Origin of the sequence: Symbioplanes lichenis (assembly GCF_030709675.1) — a bacterium.
Lineage (GTDB): Bacteria > Actinomycetota > Actinomycetes > Mycobacteriales > Micromonosporaceae > Actinoplanes > Actinoplanes lichenis.
The window spans coordinates 162,097-184,465 of record NZ_JAUZQD010000011.1; the positions used below are offsets into that span (position 1 = coordinate 162,097).

The 22,369-nt window shown below is 72.5% G+C and carries 18 protein-coding genes; 11 read left to right on the plus strand and 7 right to left on the minus strand.

From position 1 onward, the window contains the following. Window positions 1-87: 87 nt before the first annotated feature. Window positions 88-2,508 carry a transglycosylase domain-containing protein gene (locus tag RAN62_RS26295; protein ID WP_305787585.1) on the minus strand — a complete coding sequence of 807 codons (2,421 nt, stop codon included), beginning with the start codon at window positions 2,506-2,508 and terminating at the stop codon, window positions 88-90. A gap of 355 nt (window positions 2,509-2,863) precedes the next feature. On the opposite strand from RAN62_RS26295, the gene RAN62_RS26300 reads away from it, so the two are divergent. Beyond that, a complete protein-coding gene (locus tag RAN62_RS26300) occupies window positions 2,864-3,166 on the plus strand; it encodes a WhiB family transcriptional regulator (protein ID WP_041832981.1) in 303 nt (100 codons plus the stop codon). Here RAN62_RS26300 and bagB read toward each other — a convergent pair whose 3' ends face one another. Genes bagB through RAN62_RS26315 form a run of 3 tightly spaced genes read right to left on the minus strand, consistent with a single transcriptional unit; the run spans window position 3,167 to window position 6,311 of the window. Then, entirely contained in the window at window positions 3,167-4,312 is a 1,146-nt protein-coding gene (gene bagB, locus RAN62_RS26305; protein WP_305787439.1) for an ArsA family ATPase, read from the minus strand. Between the two features lie 45 nt (window positions 4,313-4,357). Continuing rightward, the gene (gene bagA, locus RAN62_RS26310) at window positions 4,358-5,308 is read right to left on the minus strand and encodes an ATPase BagA (protein WP_305787440.1); all 951 of its coding nucleotides are present in this window, start codon (window positions 5,306-5,308) and stop codon (window positions 4,358-4,360) included. Window positions 5,309-5,318: 10 nt separating this feature from the next. Continuing rightward, the gene (locus tag RAN62_RS26315; protein WP_305787441.1) at window positions 5,319-6,311 is read right to left on the minus strand and encodes an Rv0361 family membrane protein; all 993 of its coding nucleotides are present in this window, start codon (window positions 6,309-6,311) and stop codon (window positions 5,319-5,321) included. Window positions 6,312-6,450: 139 nt separating this feature from the next. On the opposite strand from RAN62_RS26315, the gene sp36 reads away from it, so the two are divergent. The 5 genes from sp36 (at window position 6,451) to RAN62_RS26340 (ending at window position 13,096) form a co-directional block, all read left to right on the plus strand. Continuing rightward, window positions 6,451-6,606, plus strand: a complete 156-nt coding sequence (gene sp36, locus RAN62_RS26320) for a Sp36 family protein (RefSeq protein ID WP_305787442.1) — start codon at window positions 6,451-6,453, stop codon at window positions 6,604-6,606. Further along, a complete protein-coding gene (locus RAN62_RS26325) occupies window positions 6,603-7,094 on the plus strand; it encodes a RidA family protein (RefSeq protein ID WP_305787443.1) in 492 nt (163 codons plus the stop codon). Before sp36 ends, RAN62_RS26325 begins: the two co-directional genes overlap by 4 nt. Before the next feature lie 116 nt (window positions 7,095-7,210). Beyond that, on the plus strand, window positions 7,211-7,993 hold the full coding sequence (locus RAN62_RS26330) for an MBL fold metallo-hydrolase (protein WP_305787444.1): 783 nt from the start codon (window positions 7,211-7,213) through the stop codon (window positions 7,991-7,993). Beyond that, on the plus strand, window positions 7,990-11,631 hold the full coding sequence (locus RAN62_RS26335; protein ID WP_305787445.1) for an adenylate/guanylate cyclase domain-containing protein: 3,642 nt from the start codon (window positions 7,990-7,992) through the stop codon (window positions 11,629-11,631). Before RAN62_RS26330 ends, RAN62_RS26335 begins: the two co-directional genes overlap by 4 nt. A 31-nt stretch (window positions 11,632-11,662) precedes the next feature. Then, window positions 11,663-13,096 carry a serine/threonine-protein kinase gene (locus RAN62_RS26340; protein ID WP_305787446.1) on the plus strand — a complete coding sequence of 478 codons (1,434 nt, stop codon included), beginning with the start codon at window positions 11,663-11,665 and terminating at the stop codon, window positions 13,094-13,096. On the opposite strand, the gene RAN62_RS26345 is transcribed toward RAN62_RS26340, so the two are convergent. From RAN62_RS26345 to RAN62_RS26355, 3 genes are all read right to left on the minus strand, one after another. Then, window positions 13,097-15,106 (minus strand): ATP-binding protein, encoded by a 2,010-nt coding sequence (locus RAN62_RS26345; RefSeq protein WP_305787447.1) that lies wholly within the window; start codon window positions 15,104-15,106, stop codon window positions 13,097-13,099. 18 nt (window positions 15,107-15,124) lie between these two features. Continuing rightward, window positions 15,125-16,570 (minus strand): carboxyl transferase domain-containing protein, encoded by a 1,446-nt coding sequence (locus tag RAN62_RS26350; RefSeq protein WP_305787448.1) that lies wholly within the window; start codon window positions 16,568-16,570, stop codon window positions 15,125-15,127. Between the two features lie 240 nt (window positions 16,571-16,810). Further along, entirely contained in the window at window positions 16,811-17,488 is a 678-nt protein-coding gene (locus tag RAN62_RS26355) for a Crp/Fnr family transcriptional regulator (RefSeq protein ID WP_067509198.1), read from the minus strand. A 203-nt stretch (window positions 17,489-17,691) separates the two neighbouring features. On the opposite strand from RAN62_RS26355, the gene RAN62_RS26360 reads away from it, so the two are divergent. The 5 genes from RAN62_RS26360 to RAN62_RS26380 all read left to right on the plus strand — a co-directional run bounded on the left by RAN62_RS26360 (window position 17,692) and on the right by RAN62_RS26380 (window position 22,337). Beyond that, complete coding sequence (locus RAN62_RS26360) at window positions 17,692-18,873, plus strand: CapA family protein (protein ID WP_305787449.1); 1,182 nt, start codon at window positions 17,692-17,694, stop codon at window positions 18,871-18,873. 69 nt (window positions 18,874-18,942) lie between these two features. After that, window positions 18,943-19,740 carry an endonuclease III gene (gene nth / locus RAN62_RS26365; RefSeq protein WP_305787586.1) on the plus strand — a complete coding sequence of 266 codons (798 nt, stop codon included), beginning with the start codon at window positions 18,943-18,945 and terminating at the stop codon, window positions 19,738-19,740. Continuing rightward, window positions 19,737-20,399, plus strand: a complete 663-nt coding sequence (locus RAN62_RS26370; protein WP_305787450.1) for a TlpA family protein disulfide reductase — start codon at window positions 19,737-19,739, stop codon at window positions 20,397-20,399. The genes nth and RAN62_RS26370 overlap by 4 nt, the downstream gene beginning before the upstream one ends. After that, the gene (locus RAN62_RS26375) at window positions 20,399-21,136 is read left to right on the plus strand and encodes an NUDIX hydrolase (RefSeq protein ID WP_305787451.1); all 738 of its coding nucleotides are present in this window, start codon (window positions 20,399-20,401) and stop codon (window positions 21,134-21,136) included. The genes RAN62_RS26370 and RAN62_RS26375 overlap by 1 nt, the downstream gene beginning before the upstream one ends. A gap of 22 nt (window positions 21,137-21,158) precedes the next feature. Further along, window positions 21,159-22,337, plus strand: coding sequence for a MarP family serine protease (locus RAN62_RS26380; protein ID WP_305787452.1), 1,179 nt, complete (start codon window positions 21,159-21,161; stop codon window positions 22,335-22,337). Window positions 22,338-22,369: the final 32 nt, after the last annotated feature.

The window sequence follows — 22,369 nt, forward strand, 5'->3', positions numbered from 1 at the left end:
CAGCGCGGCTGAGCCGCGCGCGGCGGGAAGCGAAACGGGCGGGCCACCCGCGAAGGGTGACCCGCCCGTCATGCGTGGAGCGGAAAACTACCGCCCCGGCGGGTTGATGATGATCGGGCCGCCGTTGCCGCCCGGCCGGGGCTTCTTGTCGTCGTCCTTCTTGTCGTCGGGCTTCTCTTCCTTGCCCCGGCTGACCTCGATGCTGACGTAGCCGCCCTTGATGGTCCGGTTGCCCGGGTCGGTGCCGGCGGCCGTCCCCTTCGGGCAGTCCGACTCGACCTCCTGGCCGACCGAGGCGGTGAAGCCGGCGCCCTCGATGCGCGAGCGGGCGCTGTCGATGGAGGCGCACGTCACGTCGGGGATCGAGCGCTGGTCGCCCTCGGAGATCTTCTTCTCGCCCGGCTTCTTGAACTGGACCTTGGGCTTGCCCTTGAGGTAGTCGCGCATCGTGTCCCAGACGGCGGGGTTGACGATGTCGTGCGACATGCGGTCGGGGTGCGCCTGCCAGTCGGGGTTGACCAGGTAGCCGGCCACGGTGAGCGAGCTGCTGCCGATGATCAGCGACGCCGTCTTGTCGTGGTCGGTGGTGCCGGTCTTGCCGTAGATCGGGTGGTCGATGATGCCGTGCGCCGCCGGGGCCGTGCGGCCCTTGCAGTTGCCGAGCTGCGCGGTGTCGCCGACCGGGCACCGGGCCGCGTCGAGGGCCGCCCGGGCGACGTCGGCCGAGGTGGCCCGCTCGCAGTGCGGCTTGCCGACGTCGAGCTTCTCGCCCTTGGGCGTGGTGATCTGCTCGACCGGGGTCGGCGCGCAGTACATGCCGTCGCCGGCCAGGGTGGCGTACGCGTTGGCCATGTCGAGCGGCGTGGACGCCGAGACGCCGAGGGTGAAGGCGCCCCACTGGTGGGCGGAGGCCTTGTCGTTGGCGAAGTCGTAGTCGTTCTTGGCGCGGAACTGGACGCCGAAGCGCTTGGCCACGTCGACGACCTTCTCGGCGCCGACCCGCTCCTGCAGCGGCACGAAGAAGGTGTTGACCGAGGCGCCGAAGCCGGTCCACATGTTGAAGACGCCGGCCTCCTTGGCCGAGGCGTTGGTCGGGCAGTAGTACTTGCCGTTACACGTCGACGGGCCCGGCGCGATGATGTACTTCGAGACGTATTTCGCCGGGGCGTTGATCGAGTAGGCCAGCGGATAGCCGTTCTCCAGCGCCGCCACCATCGTGAACATCTTGAACACCGAGCCGGCCTGGTAGCCGTTGATGTCCCCGCCGCCGGTCATGAGCGGGTTGGTGGTGTTCGGATAGGTGGCCTTGACCTTCTGCTTCTTCTTGGCCGGGTCCGAGGAGAGCGGGTTCTTCGAGTCGTCCAGGTTGAACTTGCGGTTGGCGGCGAGCGCGCGGACCTTGCCGGTGCCGGGCTGCACGGCGGCGATCAGGAGAGCGTTGCGGTTCTTCTCCTTGATGTGGTCGGCGATGTTCTCGCGGGCCGCGCTCTGGGCCTCGATGTCGAGCGAGGTCTGGATGCGGTAGCCACCGCCCTTCAGGCGCCGCTCCCGGTCGTACGTGGTCGCGCCGAAGGCGTCCTGGGCCAGCCACCAGCGGTAGAAGTAGTCGCAGAAGAAGCCCCAGTTGTTGGTCTTCACCGAGACGCAGCCGTTGCCGACGTGCTGGACCGTGCGGCTGATCTTCGTCGCCTTCGCCTTGGTGGCCTCGTCGGCGGTGATGAAGCCCATCTCGACCATGTCGTTGACGACGTAGTTGCGGCGGTCGAGCGCCTGCGGGTAGCCGCTGGCCGTGGTCGGGTTGAACGCGGTCGGGGCCTTCACCATGCTGGCCAGCAGCGCGGACTCGGCGACCGTGAGGTCCTTGGGCTTCTTCTTGAAGTAGACCTGGGCGGCCGCGGAGACGCCGTAGGCGCCGTTGCCGAAGGGAGCCTGGTTGAGGTAGTGCTCCAGGATCTCCTGCTTCGACATCTCCTTCTCGACCTGCATCGCGTACTTCATCTCGGTGACCTTGCGCTTCGGCGTGTCCTTGGTGGCGTCGACGACCTCCTGGGGGTTCGTCGCCGAATAGGCCAGGGACATGCGCACGTACTGCATGGTCAGCGTCGAGGCGCCCTGTTGCGACTTGCCGCTGTTGTTGCTCACGAATGCGCGGGCGACGCCCTTGAGGTCGACGCCGTTGTGGTTGAAGAACTCGTGATCCTCTGCGGCGACGATCGCGTCCTGCATGTTCTGCGAGATGTCCTTGAGAGCGACCTCGCTGCGGAACTCGTCGTAGAAGACGGCGATCTGCGTTTTGTTGTCGCTCGCGAAGATGCGGCTGATCTGGGGCGTGGTGGCCACTTTCAGCTCGCTCGGCAGACTCGCGAACGTCTCGCCGCCGGCCTTGGCCGCCAGGCCCGACATGGCGACCGCGGGGAATGCGGCCGCGGCGACGACCACGCCCGCCAGCAGGCCACAGATCAGCAGCGAGGTCGCATTGGCGAAGATGTTGTGATCGCGTCTGCGCATCCAGGAGGTCACGTGAGCAGGGTACGCGAAAAGCGCCCGTGTCCACGCGTCGAGAAGGTCACGGTTCGCCCAGAATGATTCTGTACCTCCGGTCGGTTGTGCGCTGCCGATTCTGAGGAATTCCCCGGAGATTTCTCCGTCCGGTCAGCCCGGGATGCCCGGAACTCCCGAGGTATACGTATTTGAGGGACAACGTTGCGTAATCGCCTGACTACGGAGCATGATGGTCCGGCGAGACATCGCAGTGACGCCGTGTGGCTCGGGGGACCCGGACACTCCGTTTCGGTTTTCCGCCGCGGACTGGCACGGGCTCGGCCGGCGTCAGGGGGTGAAAGGCAAGGGGGGACGGAACCAGATGGGAATGATCAGCGACTGGCCCAGCATGGCGGCGTGTCAGAGTGGCGACCCTGACGCGCTTTTCGTGCAGGGCGCCGAGCAGAACGTGGCCAAGAGGATCTGCCGCAGCTGCCCGGTCCGCTACGAATGCCTCGCGGACGCACTCGACAATCGTATCGAGTTCGGCGTCTGGGGCGGCATGACCGAGCGGGAAAGGCGGGCCCTGCTGCGCCGCCACCCGCACGTGGCGAGCTGGCGCAAGATGTTCGAGGCCGCACTGCGCGAGAAGGGCGCTGACAAGGTGCTCGTCTCGACCCGTTGATCACGGGGCCAGAGCGGCACCGATCGTTCGCAGCCCGTCGACGTCGTGGACGTCGGCGGGCTGTGCTGTGACCGCCACCGTCGGCACGGCGGGGAAGGCGTCCGTGAAGCGGGCCGCCACCCCGATCTCGCGCTCGATCTGGCGCAGCAGGTGGGCGTGCACCCGCAGGGCGTCCGCGGTCACCGCCTGATCGCCCTCGGCTTCCAGGGCCGTCGCGGCCGCCTCGGCCTCCGCCAGCGGCACCGCGTCGAGCGCGGTCCGGTGGATCCGGTTGAGCACCAGCCCGGCCAGCGGCATCCGCTCGGCGACCAGGCGCTCGGCGAAATACGCGGCCTCGCGGACCGCGTCCGGCTCCGGCGCGGCGACCAGCAGGAAGGCGGTCTGCGGGTCCTGCAGGATCTGGTACGTGGCGTCCGCGCGCTGCCGGAAGCCGCCGAACATCGAGTCGAGGGCGGCCACGAAGCCGGACAGGTCGGTCAGCAGCTGGGCGCCCAGGATCTTCTGCACGGCCCGCGAGAACACGCCGAAGGACGCCGTGACCAGGCTGAACATGCTGCGGCCGCCGCGCGCGGGCGCCATCAACAGGCGGAGCATCTTGCCGTCGAGAAAGCGCGACAGCCGGGCCGGCGCGTCCAGGAAGTCGAGCGCCGAGCGGGACGGCGGGGTGTCGACGACGATCAGGTCCCACTCGTCCGCCGCGCGCAGCTGGCCCAGCTTCTCCATCGCCATGTACTCCTGCGTGCCGGCGAAGGTCGAGCTCATGGCCTGGTAGAAGGGGTTGGCGAAGATCTCCGCGGCCCGCTGCGGCGAGGTGTGCTGCTGCACGACCTCGTCAAAGGTCCGCTTCATGTCGAGCATCATGGCGAAGAGCTCGCCGCCGGTCGCCTCGGTGTCGATGCCCTTGACCTGCCGGGGCGTGTTGTCGAGCTCGGTCAGGCCGAGCGACTGGGCCAGCCGGCGGGCCGGGTCGATGGTCAGCACCACCGTCCGGCGGCCGTGCTGCTCGGCCGCGCGCAGGCCCAGGGCGGCCGCCGTGGTGGTCTTGCCGACCCCGCCGGCTCCGCAGCAGACGACGATGCGGGTCGCCGGGTCCGCCAGCAGGGCGTCGACGTCCAGAAGCGGGGCGGTGTGATCGGAAGCCACCATTCGAGCGTAACGACTTCCGGCCCGGGCGCTGCGCTGTGTGGCGGGTCAGACACTCATGAGGAGACCGGAGAGCTTGTCCAGCCCCGCGCGATCGATGCCCGCCTCGAGCAGCGGGAGCTCGACCAGCGGATAGTCCGCCTCGGCCAGGTCGGCGCGCAGCGACTCCTCCAGCTCCCGCCGGGTCAGGTGCGCCTTGGCCTCGGTCTGCAGCCCGGCCACGGTCGCCGCGTCGCTGGGCAGCCCGGCCGCGACCAGCCCGCGTTTGAGCTCGGCCTTGGTGACCTTGGCCCCAGCCAGCAGGGGCGGCCGGGCGGCGTTGACGATGATCCGGCCCACGGGGATGCGCAGGGCGGTGAGATCCGCCACGGCGTCCAGCGTCTCCTGGACCGGCATCTCCTCGAGCAGGGTCACCACGTGCACCGAGGTGATCGGCGAGCGCAGCAGGGAGGCCACGCCGTCGCTCTGCGTCTTGATCGGGCCCATCTTGGCGAGCTTCGCCGTCTCCGTGGTGACGTTGAGGAAGCGCCCGATCCGGCCGGTGGGCGGGGCGTCCAGCACGACGGCGTCGTACACCCGGCGGCCCTCGGCGGACCGCGTGGTCGCCTCCTTGACCTTGCCGGTGAGCAGGACGTCCCGCAGGCCCGGGGCGATCGTGGTGGCGAAGTCGATCGCGCCGATCTTGCGCAGCGCCCGGCCGGCCGCGCCGAGCTTGTAGAACATGTCCAGATATTCGAGCAGGGCCTCCTCGGGGTCGACCGCGAGCGCGCGGACCTCCCCGTCGGCCTTGGGCGGGGTGGCGATGCGCAGCTCCCGGTAGGGCAGCGGCTCCAGCCCGAAGAGCTGGGCGATGCCCTGGCGCCCCTCGACCTCCACGAGCAGCGTGCGGTGCCCGCCCGCGGCCAGCCCGAGCGCGAGCGCCGCCGCGACGGTCGTCTTGCCCGTGCCGCCCTTGCCGGTCACCACGTGCAGGCGCGCCGGCCACTCACTCTGACCCATGCACCCGAGATTACGCCCGGCTGTTGACGTCGCAGACCAGCCAGCCGGTCTTGCGGACCACGGTGAAGGTGAGCTGCTGGCGGGCGGCCCGCTCGTCGTCGGTGGTCATGGTCAGCTGTACGTCGACCAGGGCCTTGTCGCCGGTGTTGGACCGCACGGACGGCTCGTTCCAGGCGAACACCGGGGCCGGGTACTCGGTGGCGTACCCCTCGATCTCGGCCACCCGGCTGGTGAGCTGCGTCGCATCGCGGGCCTCCCGGCACACGTGCTCGGCGGCCGAGGTGGCGTCCTGCCGCGTGTAGACCTCGGTCATGAAGCGGTCGACGGCGGTCGCCGGGTCCGGGGAGCCCTTGCCGCTGTCCGCGTCACGCAGCAGGAGGATGGCCGAGACCGCCCCGCCCGCCAGGATCAGCAGCGTGAGCACCACCGCCAGCGCCACCCAGCGCCCGGTGCGCCGCTGCCGCGGGGGCGGCGGCGCGGGGTGGGGCTCGGCGTGCTGCGGGTCGAAGGGCACCTCCCACGGCTGCGGCAGCATGCGCAGCGGGATCGCCTCGGTGGGCTGGTCGTGCTGGACGCCGGGCTGCACCTCGGCCGGCGGCGAGTGGTGGAAGGCGAGATGGTCGGGCGGGTGGGTGTGCCACTCGCCGGGCTTCTCGTGCTTGGCGTGGAAGGGCTCGACCGGCGGCGGCTGGTGCCAGACGACCTCCCCCTCGACGGCATCGGGCGGGATCCCGGAGACCTCGACGGCGTCGGCGGGAACCGCGGGGAACTCGGCGGCGTCGGCCGGGACCGCGGGGAACTGGTCCGTGCTCCGGTCGTCGTCGTAGGCCTCCGCGTAGTACTCGAGCGGCGCGTACGCGTGCGCGGGCGGCACAGGATCCTCGGGGTACGCGCCGAGCGGCGGCCACTCCGGCGGGGAGGCGGGGGTGTCGAGAGGCGGGTCCTGCGCCGCGGCGACCGACGAAGGCCATGCGCCATCGTCCGGTGACGGCTGCTGCGTCATCGTGCTCCCTGGTCCGGCCCGGGGGCCGCCCCTCCCCGCCGACCAGACTAGTGGAAACCGGATGCTGCGGAGGCGCGTCCGCGCTGCGTGACTACGCTGGCGTCGACGATCGGCAGGACAACCCGGAGGCGGGCGAGCAATGCAGAAGTGGGAGTACGTGACGGTGCCGCTGCTGGTCCACGCGACCAAGCAGATCCTCGACAACTGGGGTGAGGACGGCTGGGAGCTGGTGCAGGTCGTGCCCGGCCCGAACCCGGACCAGCTGGTGGCCTACATGAAGCGGCCGAAGGCATGACGGCCCCGGCGCCGGTCTCCGGCGCGGGCGGCGCGGACGCGTACGCCCGGCTGGCCGAGCTGGGCATCACCCTGCCCCCGGTCGTGCCGCCGCTGGCCGCTTACGTGCCGGCCGTGCAGTCCGGCAACCATGTCTACGTCTCGGGCCAGCTGCCGCTCGTGGAGGGCAAGCTGCCCTACACCGGCAAGGTCGGCGCCGAGGTCACGCCCGAGCAGGGCGCCGAGCTGGCCCGGCAGTGCGCGGTCAACGCGCTCGCGGCGATCGAGGCGCTGGTCGGGCTGGGCCGGCTGGTGAAGATCGTCAAGGTCACCGGGTTCGTGGCGTCGGCGGAGGGCTTCACCGGCCAGCCGGGCGTGATCAACGGCGCCTCGCAGCTCTTCGGCGACGTGCTCGGCGAGATCGGCCGGCACGCCCGCAGCGCGGTCGGCGTGGCGGAGCTGCCCCTGGGCGCCCCCGTCGAGGTGGAAGTGATCGCCGAGGTCGCCTGACCACCCTGCGACGTGTGGAGTACGTCGCCGAACGTGACCGGAGGATGCCCGGGTCGCACATTCCGTGCTCGGCCCTCCGCCGTTCGGCGACGTACCATGCGGCTGGGGGGTGAGCTGTGTCGTCGCAGGTCGAGCGGTTTCCGGAATGGCTGTCGCTGCTGCGTGCGCCCAATCCGGGCCCGATGACGCTGGACGGCACCAACACCTGGGTGCTGCGCGCCCCGGGCGCCTCCGAGACGGTCGTGATCGATCCCGGGCCCGAGGACGCCGGGCATCTCGCCTCGATCGCCGAGCACCGGCCGCTGGCGGCGATCCTGATCACCCACGGCCACCACGACCACGTGGAGGGGGCCGAGGCGCTCTCCCGGATGCTCGGCGGGGTGCCGGTGCTGACGGCGGACCCGAAGCTCGGCGACCCGTTCCCCGCCTCGCTGGCCCTGGCGGGCCTTGATCTTCAGGTGCTGGCCACGCCCGGGCACACCGCCGACAGCGTCTGCTTCACGGCCACCGACGGGCACACGGCCGGCATCTTCACCGGCGACACGATCCTCGGGCGGGGCACGACCGTGGTGGCCTGGCCCGACGGCGATCTCGGGGCCTATCTCACGAGCCTCGAGCTGCTGACGGCGTACCCGATGCTCATGCTGCCGGGCCACGGCCCGGCGCGGTCCGACTGCGCCGAGCTGGCGCTGGAATATCTCGCCCACCGGCGTGAGCGGCTCGATCAGGTCCGGGCCGCGCTGGCGGGCGGGGCGGAGACTCCCGAGGCCGTGGTCGACGTCGTCTATCCGGACATCGACCCCGCCGTGCGCTTCGCGGCGGAGTGGAGCGCCCGCGCGCAGCTCGAGCATCTGAGGCGGGAATCACAGCCCGGCCCGGAAGAGTTGGACCCGCTGTGACCTGTCCAGTCTGCGGGACCGTCGCTGTTCCCCATGCCCGTTTCTGCCACAACTGTGGTGCCGCGCTGCCCGCCGCGGCCACGTTGCCGGCGGCCGAGCGGCGCATCGTGACGGTGCTCTTCGGCGACCTCTCGGACTTCACGTCCTGGTCGGAGGACCTCGACCCGGAGCGGGTCGGTGCGGTCACCGACCGGGTGCTCGCGGCGCTCGCGGGCGCGGTCAAGACCTTCGGCGGGCACGTCGACAAGCTCACCGGCGACGGCATCATGGCCGTCTTCGGCGCGCCCGTGGCCCACGAGGACGACGCCGAGCGGGCCGTGCGGGCCGCCCTGAGCATGCAGCGCGCCGTGCGCCGGGTCCTCGACGACGAGCGCGGCGGCGGGGCCCCGACCGGCCTGCGCGTCGGCCTCAACACCGGCGAGGTGGTCGCCGGCATCCAGGCCTCGATCGAATACACCGTGATCGGCGACACCGTGAACACCGCCGCCCGGCTGGCCGACGCCGCCGCGGTCGGCGCGGTCTACGCGGGCACGCGCACGTCGGCCGGCACGAGACACATCGCGGCGTGGCGACAGCTGCGCGCGTTACGGCTCAAGGGCAAGCGGGAGCCCGTTCCGGCGTACGAGCTGCTGGGTCTCCGCGACGCTCCCGGCACCCGCTCGGGCCTCGGCGACGAGGCCCCTTTCGTGGGCCGCGAGGCCGAGCTGGGCCGCGTCGCCGGCCGTCTCGCCGAGGTCATCGACACCGGCAGCCCGCGCGTCATGGTGATGACCGCGGAGGCCGGCATCGGCAAGACCCGGTTCGCGGGCGAGGTCAAGCGGCTGGCCGCGGGCTACGACGTCGGGCCGGATCGTTTCGCCTCGCACACCGGTGCCCGGGTGCTGCGCGCCCGCTGCCGCGCGTTCGGCGAGCGGCGCCGCTTCGCCCCCCTGGCCGACCTGGTCCGCAAGGCCGTGGGCCTGCCCAAGGACGTCGCCACGGCGATGACCCGCGCGGTGGTCGAGGAGCGGCTGCGCAAGGTCGTGGCCCGGCTGACTCGCGACGGCGAGGCGCCGGACGTCGACATCGACCGGCTGCTCGCCCTGCTCGGCTATGGCGAGGCGCCCGCGAACCCGGTCGGGCCGAACGCCGTCGCCGAGTGGCAGCCGACGAGCTCGCTGCCCGAGACGGAGACGATCCCGGCGGCGGTGGCGGGCCTGCTCACGGCGCTGGCCAAGGAGGCGCCGCTGGTGGTCATCGTCGACGACCTGCACGACGCCAGCGCGGAGACGATCGAGGCGCTCGGCGGCGTGCTGTCGCGGCTCGACGGCCCGGTGGTGCTGCTGCTGCTCGGCCGCCCCGAGCTGGTGCGCACGGCCGGCGCGCTGACCGGGCTCGCGGACGCCGAGATCCACAGCCTGCCGCCACTGCGCGGGGCCGACGCGTCGCGCCTGCTGACGTCGTACCTCAATGGGGGCAAGCTCCCGCAGCCGGACGCGGACCGCCTGCTCGCCACCGCGCAGGGCAACCCGTTCTATCTGGCCGAGCTGGTCACGCTGCTCCTCGAGCGGGGCGCGCTGATGCCCGCGGTGGGCGCCAACGCGGCCGGCATGTGGCAGCTCGCGGCCGGCTCGATGGGCAGTCAGCTGCTCTCCCGCGACCTCGCCGCGGTCCTCGCCGCCCGCATCGACGCGCTGCCGAGCGAGCCGCGCGCGGTGCTGCGGGACGCGGCCGTCGGCGGCGACAGCGTGCCCACCGGCGTGATCGAGGCCCTGCGCGAGCGGCGGGAGCCGACGGGTGCGGGGCCGGGGGCGGTCGCCGAGGCCGACCTCGAGCGCGCGGTCGACGAGCTGCTCCAGCGCCGCATGCTGCACCGGGTCCGCGGCGGCTATGCCTTCAGCACACCCCTGATGCGCGAGGCGGCGTACGCGGGCATCGGCCGGGCGGACCTCGCCGAGCGGCACGCCTTCCTGGCCCGCTGGGCCGCCCCGGAGACGATCGACGCGCTGGGCTACGACGCGGCGTCGCGGCTGAGCCTCGGCGAGAACGAGCGGGACGCGTTCGTCGCCTCCCACGCCGAGTGCGCGGTCGAGCTGGCCGACGCGGTCAGCCTGCGCCCCGACGCCACGGTCCGGGAGGTCGCGCCGCTCGGGGTCGCGGCGCTCGGCCGGATGGCCCGGCGGGCGCTGGCCAACATCGAGCCGGCGGCCTCGATCACGTACGCCGAGCGGGCCGCCGCCATCGCCCGCGACGGCCTGCCGCTCTCCGACCAGCTCGTGCACGCCCGCGCGCTGCTGCGCCTGGGCCGGGCCAAGGAGGCGCTGGAGGCCGGCGAGAAGATTGCCCACAGCGGTACGCCCGACCCGGTCTCCCGCGCGGAGGCGCTGCTCGTGATCGGGCGCGCCCAGGAGGCGCTCGGCGATCAGTCGCAGGCGGTCGAGGCGTGGCAGGAGGCGCTGGACGTGGCGACGGAGGCCGAGCTGGCCCCGGAGCGCGCCAACGCGATGCGCCGTCTCGGTATGGCCGACTTCCTGGCCGGCAAGCTGAGCCGGGCCAGCAGCCGGTTCGCGGCCGCCTACCAGGTGACGCTGGCCGCGGGAGACCGCCACGGCCAGGCCTGGGCGCTGCAGAATCTGGCCTGGGTGACCACCACCCGCGGCGACTTCGCCGGGACGGACGCCGTCCTTGGGCGGGCCGCCCGCCTCTTCGCCGAGCTGGGCGACCCGGTGGGCCGCTCGTGGCTGCGCGGCACCACGGCCTTCGCCCGGCTGCTCGCGGGCCGGCTCCACGAGTCGCGCCGGCTGGCCCGGATCTTCCTGCCGTTCGGCGACCGGGTCGGCGAGGGCTGGGCGGTCGGCACGCTGCGGGCCGTCGAGGCCTACGCCGCGGCCGAGCTGGGCGATCTGGCGTCGGCGGACGGCGAGGCGCGCCGGGCGTTCCGGGACTTCGACGCGGTCCAGGACGACTGGGGCCGCGGGCTGGCGCTGGTGGTCCGGGGCGTGATCGCGCGCGGGCTGGACGAGCCCGACCATGCGTACGACCTCCTCACCGACGCCCTCGGCTATGCCGACCGCACCGGGCACCCGCTGCTGCTGGGCATGGCCGGGGTCCTGCGCGGCTTCGTGGCGCTGCGCCGGGGCGACGTGGAGGCGGCCGAGGCGGATGCCCGGCGGGTGATGAGCGCCGTCGAGCCGCACAATCCGCTCGCGCCGGCGCAGGTCGGGCCGCGGGTGCTGCTGGCAGAGGCCCGGATGCGCGCCGGCGACCCGGGGACGGCGGTCGGGCTGCTCGCGCCGATCGCCAGCGACACCGGGGCGTCGCTGCTGTTCTCGCGGCGGCACGCGCTGGCTTCGTACGCGTCGGCCCTGCTCGCCGACGGCCGGGTCGACACCGCCGGCACCTGGGTGCGCCGGGCCCGCGAGGTCAGGGCCGAGGACGTCCGCAGCGGGGTGCTCGCCGCCCTGGTGCTGGCCCGGGTCGAGGCGGCCGCCGGAAACCTGGCCGAGGCGCGCGCCGCCGCGGAGGAGGCCGTGCTGCTCGCCCGCTCGACCGAGCAGCTCAGCGAGCGGGTCGCCGCCGAGGAGGTCCGGGACGCGCTGAGTCTCTCCATCGTGGATCCGCCGGAATCTGTCGCGTACGCGTCTGACGTGCCGGGATGATCCGGTACGCGGGTCGCGTATTTTTATGGCCGTGACGGATACCCCGCCTGGCCGCCTGCCCGTGCCCTACGTGCCTGGCATGTCCGGCTTGTCGGTCATGGCCCGCGGCGGATACGCCACCGTGTACCGGGCCACCCAGGACTCCGTGGGCCGCGAGGTCGCGATCAAGGTCGAGAACAGGACCCTCGACAACCCGCGCGACCAGGCCCGGTTCCTGCGCGAGGCCAAGGCCGCCGGGCGGATGTCGTCGCACCCGCACGTGGTCGACCTCTTCGACGTCGGCGTCACGGTGGACCAGCACCCGTACCTGATCATGGAGCTGTGCGACGGGTCGTACCTGGACCGCATGCGGGTGTCGCCGCTGGGCGCCGCCGAGGCCCGCGACCTGGGCGAGAAGATCGCCGACGCGCTGGTGCACTCGCACGCCAACGGGGTGCTGCACCGCGACGTGAAGCCGGCCAACATCCTCTACTCGCACTTCAACCCGGCGGTGCTGGCCGACTTCGGGCTGGCCGTGCTGGGTGAGATGCGGGACTCGTCGGTGACGCTGGAGGTGCTGACCCCCGCGTACGCGCCGCCGGAGATGTTCTCCCACGCCAACCCCTCGGGCGCCGTGGACGTCTACGCGCTGTGCGCCACGCTCTACGCGGTGATGGCCGGGCGCCCGCCGCGCTGGGAGAGCGACCGCAGTCCGAGCCTGATCACCCTGATGGACCTGTTCAACCGGCCGATCCCGGACCTCGACGGCGTGCCGCACGCGCTGACCGAGGTGCTGCGGTACGGCATGGCGAACGACCCGCGCGCCCGGCCGACCGCCGAGCAGCTGCGCGAGATGCTGAGCCGGCTGCGCTTCGAGACCGCCTCCGTCTACCGGTCCACCGCGGCGCCGCAGCCCTTCGAGAGGCAGCCGCGGCCCGTGCCGCCGGTGACGCCCACGCGGGACTCCTCGGCGCCCGACGAGACGCCGACCGTCAACACCGAGAACCCGGCCAAGCGCAGCAAGCGCAAGTGGTTCCTGGGCGGCTTCGGGGCGTTGCTGCTGACGGTCGGTGGGCTCTGGGTCACGCCCGGCGGCACCACTCCCACCGTGCCGGTGGCCATGTCGCAGCTGCCGGGTTGCCCGGCTTCGAGTGACCATTGTCCCGACGAGGTCGAGTGCTTCACGCCCCGCGCGGGCAGCGCTGTGGCCCACCGGGTTGCCTGCTCCGCGCACCACAGCTGGGAAGTCTTCGCGGTGGGGGCGTTGCGGGACGGGCTCGACCCGCGGGACCGCGCCGCGGTCACTACCGATCCCGCGGTGCTCGAGGTCTGCAGCCGCAAGACGTTCCACCGCACGACCACCCGCACCGACAGCGCGCAGTGGTCGCTGTCGGTGCTGCCTCCGGTCGGGGACGAGCGGACCTTCCGCTGCCTGGCCGGTCAGGGCCCGGGCAGCCTGCGGGGTGCGGTGCTGGCCCGCGGGTGATCACTCCGGGTCGAGCACGGCGAGCAGCTCGCCGGTGTCCACTTCGGCCCCCGGGTGTACGGGCAACGAGGCGACCACGCCCGCGGACGGCGCGTGCACCGGATGCTCGAGCTTCATCGCCTCGAGGGTGAGCAGGAGCTCGCCGGCGCGTACCCGCTGACCGGGAACGACCAGCACGCGCCGCACAGCACCCGGCAGCGGCGCGATCAATGACCCCTCGGTCGCCTCGGGCGCGGGCAACGGGAAGCGCGACAACTCCCGCAGCGCCACCGAGCCCTCGGGACTGTCCACATATGACACCTCGCCGACCCGATGCACCCGCAGCGTGAGCCGGATGCCGTTGACGTCGAGATCGACCCGCGAGCCGTCGGCGTGCACCACGACCGTCGGCGGGTGGTCGTCGAGCGTCGGGGCCTGGCCGAGCCCGGCGAGGTCGAGCTCCTCCGGGTCCACCGAGCGCACCCACCAGCCGGCCAGCTCGCCGTGGCGGTTCATCCGGTAGCCGACCTCGACCGGGCCGGCCGGGCCGTCGTACACGGCCGTCTGCGAGCCGGACGGGACGTTGCGCCAGCCGGACGGCAACGAGCGCAGCACGGGGGCGGCGGACCGGCGGGCGGCGGCCCCGGCCAGGGCGGCGGCCAGACACGAGATGCGTACGGCGTCCACCGAGGACAGCAACGGCGCGAACACCTCGGGATGCCGGTCGAGGAAGCCCGTGTCGACGTCCCCGGCCCGGAACGCGCCGTGGCGCAACACCCGGACGAGCAGGTCACGGTTGGTCACCACGCCGTGCATCTCCGAGCGGGTCAGCGCGGAGGCGAGCATCCGGGCGGCCTCCTGCCGGGTCGGGGCCCACGCGACGAGCTTGGCGAGCATGGTGTCGTACTCGGCGCCGACCACCGAGCCGTCGACCACCCCGGCGTCGAGCCGCAGGCCGGGCTGCGGGAGGGGACGGAACGACCCGCCCACGTCCGGTACGCGGAAGCGGTGCAGCGTGCCGGCGGCGGGCAGCCACGCGTACGCCGGGTCCTCCGCGCAGATCCGCACCTCGATGGCGTGCCCGCGGATCGGCGGCGGTCCGGGCATGGGCAGGTGACCGCCCTCGGAGACGAGCAGCTGCAGCCGGACGAGGTCGTATCCGGAGACGCACTCGGTGATCGCGTGCTCCACCTGCAGGCTCGGCGTGAGCTCCAGGAACCAGAAGTCGCCCTCGTCGTCGAGCAGGAACTCGACCGCGCCGACGCCGACGTAGCCCACCGCGCGGACGGCGATGATGGCTGCCCGGCACAGCTGCTCACGCAGGGCGGGATCGACGGCGGGAGACGGCGTCTCCTCGATGATCTTCTGATAGCGGCGCTGGACCGAGCACTCGCGCTCGCCGAAGGGCACCACCGCGCCGTGCGTGTCGGCGATGATCGGCACCTCGATGTGCCGGACGTTCTCCAGGTAGGGCTCGCAGAAGACCTCGTCGCCGGTCTCTTGCCGGGTCGAGGCCACCGCCTCGGCCAGCGTCGCCGGGTCGCGCACCACGCGCAGCCCCGCCCCGCCGGCGCCGCCCGCGGGCTTGAGCAGCACCGGGAAGCCCGCGACGTCCTCCGGGTCGCCGAAGGTCGGCAGCACGGGCACGCCCGCCTCGGCCACGATCTCCTTCGTCCCGGCCTTGCTGTGCAGCGTGCCGAGCGTCTTGGCGGGCGGGCCGACCCAGATCATGCCCGCGCCGGTGACCTCGGCGGCGAACTCGGGGTCCTCGGCCAGGGCGCCGTTGCCGGGATGGATGGCGTTGGCCCCGGCCCGCTGCGCCGCGGCGATGATGAGATCGCCGCGCAGGTACGTCGACGCCGGCGCGGTGCCACCGGCCAGCCGTACCGCGTAGTCCGCCTCGGTGACGTGGGGGGCGTCGGCGTCGGCATCGGAGTAGACGGCGACCGTCTCGATGCCGACGAGGCGGCAGGTGGCGAAGACCCGGCGGGCGATCTCACCCCGGTCAGCCACCAGTAGACGTCGGATCACTGCTCTGCTCCACCTCTCCTACGGTCGGAAGACGCCTACGTGTTCGGCGCCTTCCACGGACGCGCTGTGCACGGCGGAAAGGCAGAGGCCGAGCACCGTACGGGTGTCGCGGGGGTCGATGACCCCGTCGTCCGGCAGCTTGCCGAGCGGGCCGTCCACCGGCCGCTCGACCGGCCAGCTGAACAGGAAGCGGGGCTCGTACGCCCGGCCGTAGATGCCGCCGGCCTCGTCGGGCGGCGCGGCGCCGATCATCAGCGTGAGATGCGGCACGGTCGACTTGGCCACGGCGTGCACCAGGGGCGCGCCGTGCCGGACGTCGGCGGCCTCGTTGGGCTCGGCGGCCGGCGTCCCCGTGTACTGCACGAACAGCAGCGTGGTCGAGGTCGCGTTGGCGAGCTGGATGAAGTGGACGGCCTTCTGCGTCTCGGCCGGCGAGAACGGGTTGCCCAGGTTGGCGACCACGCCGATCGGGTAGCCGTGCAGCTCGCCCCAGCCGGTGACCAGGCCGGTGCCGGTGGCCGGCTTGAACTCGTCGAAGTCGCTGTCGTCGAGGACCCGGGCCAGCACCTCGCGCGGGTCGAAGACCGACTGCGCGTCGGGCCCGGCCATGGTGAGCAGGTCCTCGGCGTCGTAGCGGGGCGGGGGCGGCGGCGACGTGCGGGGGTGCGGGCCGCGCTTGCGCCAGTTGAACCGGCGGACGCACTGCCGGGCCAGCCGGAGGCCGTCCCGCTCGTCCTCGGCCAACTGGTCGGCGGGGCCGGTCACGCCCGCGGGGACGGTCGGCGCACTGCGGACCTCGGGGACCGGGCGGCCGTTGGCGCCGGCCGCGCGTACCGGCTGGGGGTGGATCGTGAGCATCTTGGCGTGCCCGCGCACCATGATCGTGTAGTCGGACAGCGCCGGCAGATAGGCCGCGTCACCGGTCGTGGCGCCGAAGACGACGCAGACGGTCGGCACCCGGTCCGCGGTGAGCTGGCTGAGGTCCCGGGCGATCGCGCCGCCCGGCGGTGGGCCCGTCGGGGCCGCGGCCCCGGTCGACTCGACCAGGTTGACCAGCGGCAGCCGGTTGACCGCGGCGATGCGCGCGGCCCGCCGGATCTTTTCCACCGTGTACGGGTTCACCGCGCCGCTGTCCACCGTCGGATCGTTCGCGATGACGACGCACTCGACGCCTTCGACGACGCCGATGCCCGTGACGACGCTCGCACCGACCGGGAACTGCGAGCCCCAGGCCGCGACCGGGGACAGCTCGAGGAACGGGCTGTCCTGGTCGAGCAGCATCTCGACGCGCTCGCGGGGCAGCAGCTTGCCCCGGGCGTGATGCCGCGTGACCCACTTCTCGCCGCCGCCCGCCTTGGCCGCCTCGAGGGCGGACTCCAGCTCCGCGAGGCGCTCCAGCATCGCGCTCCGGTTCGCCAGGTACGCGGGCGTCCGCGGGTCGATCGCGGTGTCCAGCACGGTCACGTCCTCACCCCGCTGCACTGCACGCCCGCCACCTCGTTCAAGACCGCGCCCTCTCGACCGTCGTATCGACCATTCCGCTAACGACTAGGTAGGCGGCTGCGACACGGACGCTCTTGCCCTCGATCAGGGAGAGTTATGCACCGTTTGTCCGATTCAGTGGCCTTCACCGGGGCACGACTCGAAGGCCGCCTCCCTCCGGGGAGACGGCCTTCGGGGCCGATCGTGGTGCCGGGCGGTGGGTCAGACGCGGGCGCGCCGGGCCAGCCGCTCCGGGTCCAGGATGATGACGCTCTTGCCGTCGAGCCGCAGCCAGGCGCGGGACGCGAAGTCCGCGAGGGCCTTGTTGACGGTCTCGCGGGAGGCGCCGACGAGCTGCGCCAGCTCCTCCTGCGTCAGGTCGTGCGTGACCCGCAGCACACCACCGTCGCGGGTGCCGAAGCGGCCCGCCATCTGGAGCAGGTTCTTCGCGACACGACCGGGGACGTCCGTGAAGATCAGGTCCGCCAGCGCGTCGTTGGTGCGCCGCAGCCGCCGCGCGAGCACCCGGAGCAGCTGCTCCGCGATCTCGGGGCGGTTGTTGAGCCACGGGCGGAGCGACGACTTCTTCAGCCGCGCGAGCCGCGTGTCGGTCACCGCGGTCGCGGTGGCCGTCCGGGGACCCGGGTCGAACAGGGCGAGCTCGCCCAGCATGTCCGACGGGCCCATGATCGAGACCAGGTTCTGCCGGCCGTCGGCCGCCCGCCGGCCGAGCTTGATCTTGCCGGAGAGAACGATGTAAAGGCTGTCGCCCGCCTCGCCCTCATTGAAGACGATGTCGCCCTTCCGGAACTCGATCGTCTCCATCTCCTTGGCGAGCGCCTCGGCAGCCTCCGGGTCAACGCCCTGGAAGATCCCGCTGCGAGCCAGTACCTCATCCATCGCTGTACCTCCGACTACGCGCCTTCGCCGCGCACGATCAGTCTAGGCGCACGCGGGCCGTAAACGGGCGGGCACCCCTCGAACTGGATCTCTGAGCGTAACCGCCACCCCCGGACGCGCCGGAAAACCGTCGCTCTCGGTGAGCGAAGGCTGTCCGTTCGACCGTCGTGGCCCCTTGTCGCCCGACGGTATCGTCCCGGTCGATGAATGCCCAGCCCCCGAACCAGCGCCGGGGCCTCTTCGGCCGCCCCGTCCTCACCGCGACGATCGTCGTCGCGGCCCTTCTGGGCGCCGGGGTCGGCGGCATGGCCCTCGCCGACCGGAGCCCGGAGACATCGCAGGCCCGGTGGCAGGACGCACCCTCGAAGGGTACGACCAGCGCCGCCCCCGCCGCAGCCGAAACGCCTGATTCGCCCGACTCCTTCACCTTCTCGGCCACCGGCGACATCATCATGGGCAGCGTCCCGGGCCGGCTGCCGGCCAACGACGGCGCCGGGTTCTTCGACTCGGTGGCGCCGGGGCTCAAGTCCGATCTCGTCATGGGCAACCTCGAGCAGCCGCTGACCGAGGACACGGGCACCAGCAAATGCGGCTCCCCGCCCCGGGACAGCTGCTTCGCCTTCCGGTCCCCGCCGAAGTACGCGAAGCACCTCAAGGAAGCCGGCTTCGAGCTCCTCAACACGGCCAACAACCACTCCAGCGACTTCGGGCCGCAGGGCTACACGAGCACGGTCGAGGCCCTGGAGGGTGCCGGGCTCGAGCACACCGGCGCCCAGGGCGAGATCACGGTCGTCGAGGTCAAGGGCGTGAAGGTCGCGGTGCTCGGGTTCTCGCCCTACGCCACGGCGAACAACGTCAACGACCTTCCGGCGGCCAAGGCGATCGTCGAGGAGGCCGCCGCGCAGGCCGACGTGGTCGTGGTGCAGGTGCACATGGGCGCCGAGGGCTCGGAGAAGGTGCACGTGCGGCCGGGCAGCGAGCTGTTCGCCGGAGAGAACAGGGGCGACCCGATGAAGTTCTCCCGGGCGGTCATCGACGCGGGCGCCGACGTGGTGGTCGGGCACGGGCCCCACGTGCTGCGGGGCATGGAGTTCTATCAGGGGAAGCTGATCGCGTACAGCCTCGGGAACTTCGCCGCCGGCGGCAAGACGCTCAAGCGGGACGGGGTGCTCGGCTACGGCGGCATCCTGCACGTGACCCTCACCAAGGACGGCACCTTCACCGGCGGCAAGTTCCTCTCCACGGCCATCAACCCGGCCGGGAAGCCGACGCGGGACAGCTCGGAGGAGAAGGGGCTGGCGCGGGTGCGCGAGCTCTCGAAGGCGGACTTCGGCGACTCGGCGGCGGTCATCGGCCAGGACGGAGCGATCGCGGCCCCGAAGTGACTGTCGTACGGGCGACGTACTCTTGCTTCCGTGAGTCGTCCCCTCGTCGCCGCGTCCGCCGGCGCGGCCGTGCTCGTCCGGTCAGCCAAGCGGTTCGCCAACGAGACGCCGATCGGGCGCAAGCGCCGGGCCCGCAAGATGGCCAAGGCGCTGGCGGAGACCCATCCCGACGCGCACTGCGAGCTCGATTTCCAGACGCCGCTGCAGCTCGCCGTCGCGACCATCCTGTCCGCCCAGTGCACCGACAAGAAGGTCAACGAGGTCACGCCGACCGTCTTCGCGCGCTATCGGACCGCGGCCGACTATGCCGCCGCCGACCGGGGGCAGCTCGAGGAGATCCTGCGGCCGACCGGCTTCTTCCGGGCGAAGACCGACTCGCTGATCAAGCTGGGTCAGGCCCTGGAGGAGCGGCACGAGGGCGTCCTGCCGCACACGCTCGACGAGCTGGTCGCGCTGCCGGGCATCGGCCGCAAGACGGCCAACGTGATCCTGGGCAACGCCTTCGACGTGCCGGGCATCACCGTCGACACCCACTTCCGCCGCCTGGTCAACCGCTTCGGCTGGGTGCAGGAGGACGACCCGGTCAAAATCGAGTTTCTGGTCGCCGACCTGATCGAGAAGCGCGACTGGACCATGCTGTCGCACCGCATCATCTTCCACGGGCGCCGGGTCTGCCACGCCCGCAAGCCCGCCTGCGGGGCCTGCACGCTGGCGAGCATGTGCCCGTCCTACGGCACCGGGCCGACCGAGGCGGCGCCCGCGGCCAAGCTGCTCAAGGGCCCGCGCGCCCGGGAGCTCGCGGTGCAGGCGGGCGTCGACCCCGAGCTGGTGCCGGCCGCCGCGGTGGTCACCCCGGAGGCGCCGTGAGGCCTCTCCGTCCCGCCGCTGCTTCCGTCTCTCTGCGGGCCGCGACCTGGGTCGCGGCGCCGATGGTGCTGGTGCTCGGGGGCTGCACGGCCGGCCGGGTGGCGCCGGAGGAGAAGAGCGAGAAGACGGTCGCACCCTTCGCCGCCTGCGCCGGCCTGACCGATCCGTTGCCCTCACAGGCGGCGTCGCCCGCCCCTTCGAGCATTTCCGCTGATTCTTCTGCTGTCACCGACAGTGACGACTCGCGGTTGCCCGACGTGTCGCTGCCTTGCTTCACCGGCGGCGAGCAGATCCGGGTCGCCGACCTGCCCGGGCCCGCCGTCATCAACCTCTGGGGCTCCTGGTGCGGACCGTGCCGGGAGGAGCTGCCCCTCATGCAGGAGCTGTCCGACGTGACGGCCGGGCGGCTGCGGGTGCTGGGCGTGGACACCCGCGACCAGAAGGACGCCGGCGCCTCCTTCGCCGCGGAGCACATGGTGTCGATGCCGACGCTCTACGACCGGGAGACCAAGCTGCTCACCGCGCTGGGCCGCAGCACGCTGCCGGTCACCGTCTTCGTCGATCCGGCCGGCGAGACCTTCGTCTACACCGGCCAGGCGCTCGACAAACCCACCCTGGGCCGGCTGGTGCGGGAGCACACCGGCGTGACGGTCGCCTGATGAGCGCCGCGGCGGGCCGGCCGAGCTGGTGGGAGCCCCTGCTGAGCCGGGCGGCCGCCGCGCGTACCAGCGATTTCACGACCTTGGCGCCCCCGGCGAGCGGGGGGCGGGCGAGCGCTGTGCTCGTGCTCTTCGGCGAGGAGCGGCCCGGGGAGCCGGATCTGTTGCTGCTGCAACGGGCGGGCACCATGCGTACCCATGCCGGTCAGCCGGCCTTTCCCGGCGGCGCGGCCGACCCGGAGGACAAGGACCCGGCAGCGACCGCGTTGCGCGAGGCGCACGAGGAGGTCGGCCTCGACCCGGCCTCGGCGACCGTGCTGATGACGCTGCCCGAGCTCTACATCCCGGTGAGCCGGTTCGTGGTGACGCCGGTGCTCGCCTGGTGGCACGCGCCGCACCCGGTGCGGCCCGGACACCCGGACGAGGTCGACCGGGTCGCCCGGCTGCCCGTCGCCGATCTGGTGAATCCGGTGAACCGCGTGCGGGTCCAGCACCGTAGTGGCTGGGTGGGCCCGGCGTTCCAGGTGAGCGACATGCTCGTGTGGGGCTTCACCGCCGGGGTCATCGCGACCCTGCTCGACCTGGCCGGGTGGAGCAAGCCGTGGGAGCCGGGCCGGCTCGTGACGCTGCCCGACTCGCAGGTGCCGGCCGCCTTCCGCGGGACGCCCGCGGCGGAGACCGACGCTGCTCAGGCGACTGCATCGGCTCCGGCGGCGACCGGCGAGGTGGTCCCGTGACTGTCACTTCTACCCTGGGCGAGTGCTTGTGGTCGATGTACTCCTGATCGTGCTCATGCTGATCTTCGCGGTCAGCGGCTATCGGCAGGGTTTCGTCATCGGGGCGTTGTCGTTCGGCGGGTTCTTCAGCGGCCTGCTGATCGGCCTGCAGGTCGGCCCGCTGCTCGCGAACCAGTTCGACAGCCCCACCACCCGGCTGATCGTCTCGCTGGTGACGATCTTCGCGCTGGCCGTGCTCGGGCAGACCCTGGCCGGCTGGCTCGGCACCCGGGTCCGCCGCGCGATCGCGAGCCGCCCGCTGCAGCGCCTCGACGACGCGGGCGGCGCGGCCGTCTCCGTGGCGGCGGTGCTGCTCGTCGCGTGGCTCATCGCCGTGCCCATGGGCTCGACGCCGTTCCCCGCCCTCAACGCGGCGGTGCGGGACAGTGCGATCCTCAACGGGGTCAACCAGCTCCTCCCCGAGGAGGCCCAGGCGCTCTCCTCCGGGCTGCGCGAGTCGCTCAACACCGACGGCTTCCCCGACGTCTTCGGCGGCCTGACCAGGACCAACGCCCGCCAGGTGGACCCGCCGGACCCGACCCTGGCCAAGTCTCAGGTCGTCGTCGACTCCCGCAAGTCGGTCATCAAGGTCCTCGGTACGGCCCCCAGCTGTTCCCGCCGCATCGAGGGCTCCGGCTTCGTCTACGCCGACGAGCGCATCATGACCAACGCGCACGTGGTCGCGGGCACCAAGAACGTCCAGGTGGAAACGCAGGACGACCGCCTCGACGGCAAGGTCGTCGTCTACGACCCGGAGCGTGACCTCGCGGTCGTCTACGTGCCCGGCCTCAAGGCGCCGGTCATGCCCTTCGTGGAGCGCCCGGCCGGCACCGGGGCCAACGCGGTCGTGCTCGGCTTCCCGCTGGACGGCCCCTACCGCGCGGAGAGCGCCCGCGTCCGCGAGGTCAGCAACATCACCGGCCCCGACATCTACGACGCGGGCAACGTGACCCGCGAGATCTATACGATCCGGGCGCTCGTTCAGAGCGGCAACTCGGGCGGGCCGCTGGTCTCGCAGAACGGCGACGTGCTCGGCGTCATCTTCGCCGCGGCCGCGGACGATCGGAACGTGGGCTTCGCGCTGACCGCCAACGAGGCCGCGAGCACGGCGCGGCTCGGGACGCAGCGGACGCGCGGGGTGAAGACCGGGGACTGCGCGTAGGGGGCGTCCTCCCGACGCCCATCGCGTCGGGG

Bases quoted from the DNA above. Each gene is read 5' to 3' on its own strand.
- RAN62_RS26295 (WP_305787585.1), bottom strand. From the start codon at position 2,508: ATGCGCAGACGCGATCACAACATCTTCGCCAATGCGACCTCGCTGCTG.
- RAN62_RS26300 (WP_041832981.1), top strand. From the start codon at position 2,864: ATGGGAATGATCAGCGACTGGCCCAGCATGGCGGCGTGTCAGAGTGGC.
- bagB (WP_305787439.1), bottom strand. From the start codon at position 4,312: ATGGTGGCTTCCGATCACACCGCCCCGCTTCTGGACGTCGACGCCCTG.
- bagA (WP_305787440.1), bottom strand. From the start codon at position 5,308: ATGGGTCAGAGTGAGTGGCCGGCGCGCCTGCACGTGGTGACCGGCAAG.
- RAN62_RS26315 (WP_305787441.1), bottom strand. From the start codon at position 6,311: ATGACGCAGCAGCCGTCACCGGACGATGGCGCATGGCCTTCGTCGGTC.
- sp36 (WP_305787442.1), top strand. From the start codon at position 6,451: ATGCAGAAGTGGGAGTACGTGACGGTGCCGCTGCTGGTCCACGCGACC.
- RAN62_RS26325 (WP_305787443.1), top strand. From the start codon at position 6,603: ATGACGGCCCCGGCGCCGGTCTCCGGCGCGGGCGGCGCGGACGCGTAC.
- RAN62_RS26355 (WP_067509198.1), bottom strand. From the start codon at position 17,488: ATGGATGAGGTACTGGCTCGCAGCGGGATCTTCCAGGGCGTTGACCCG.
- RAN62_RS26360 (WP_305787449.1), top strand. From the start codon at position 17,692: ATGAATGCCCAGCCCCCGAACCAGCGCCGGGGCCTCTTCGGCCGCCCC.
- RAN62_RS26375 (WP_305787451.1), top strand. From the start codon at position 20,399: ATGAGCGCCGCGGCGGGCCGGCCGAGCTGGTGGGAGCCCCTGCTGAGC.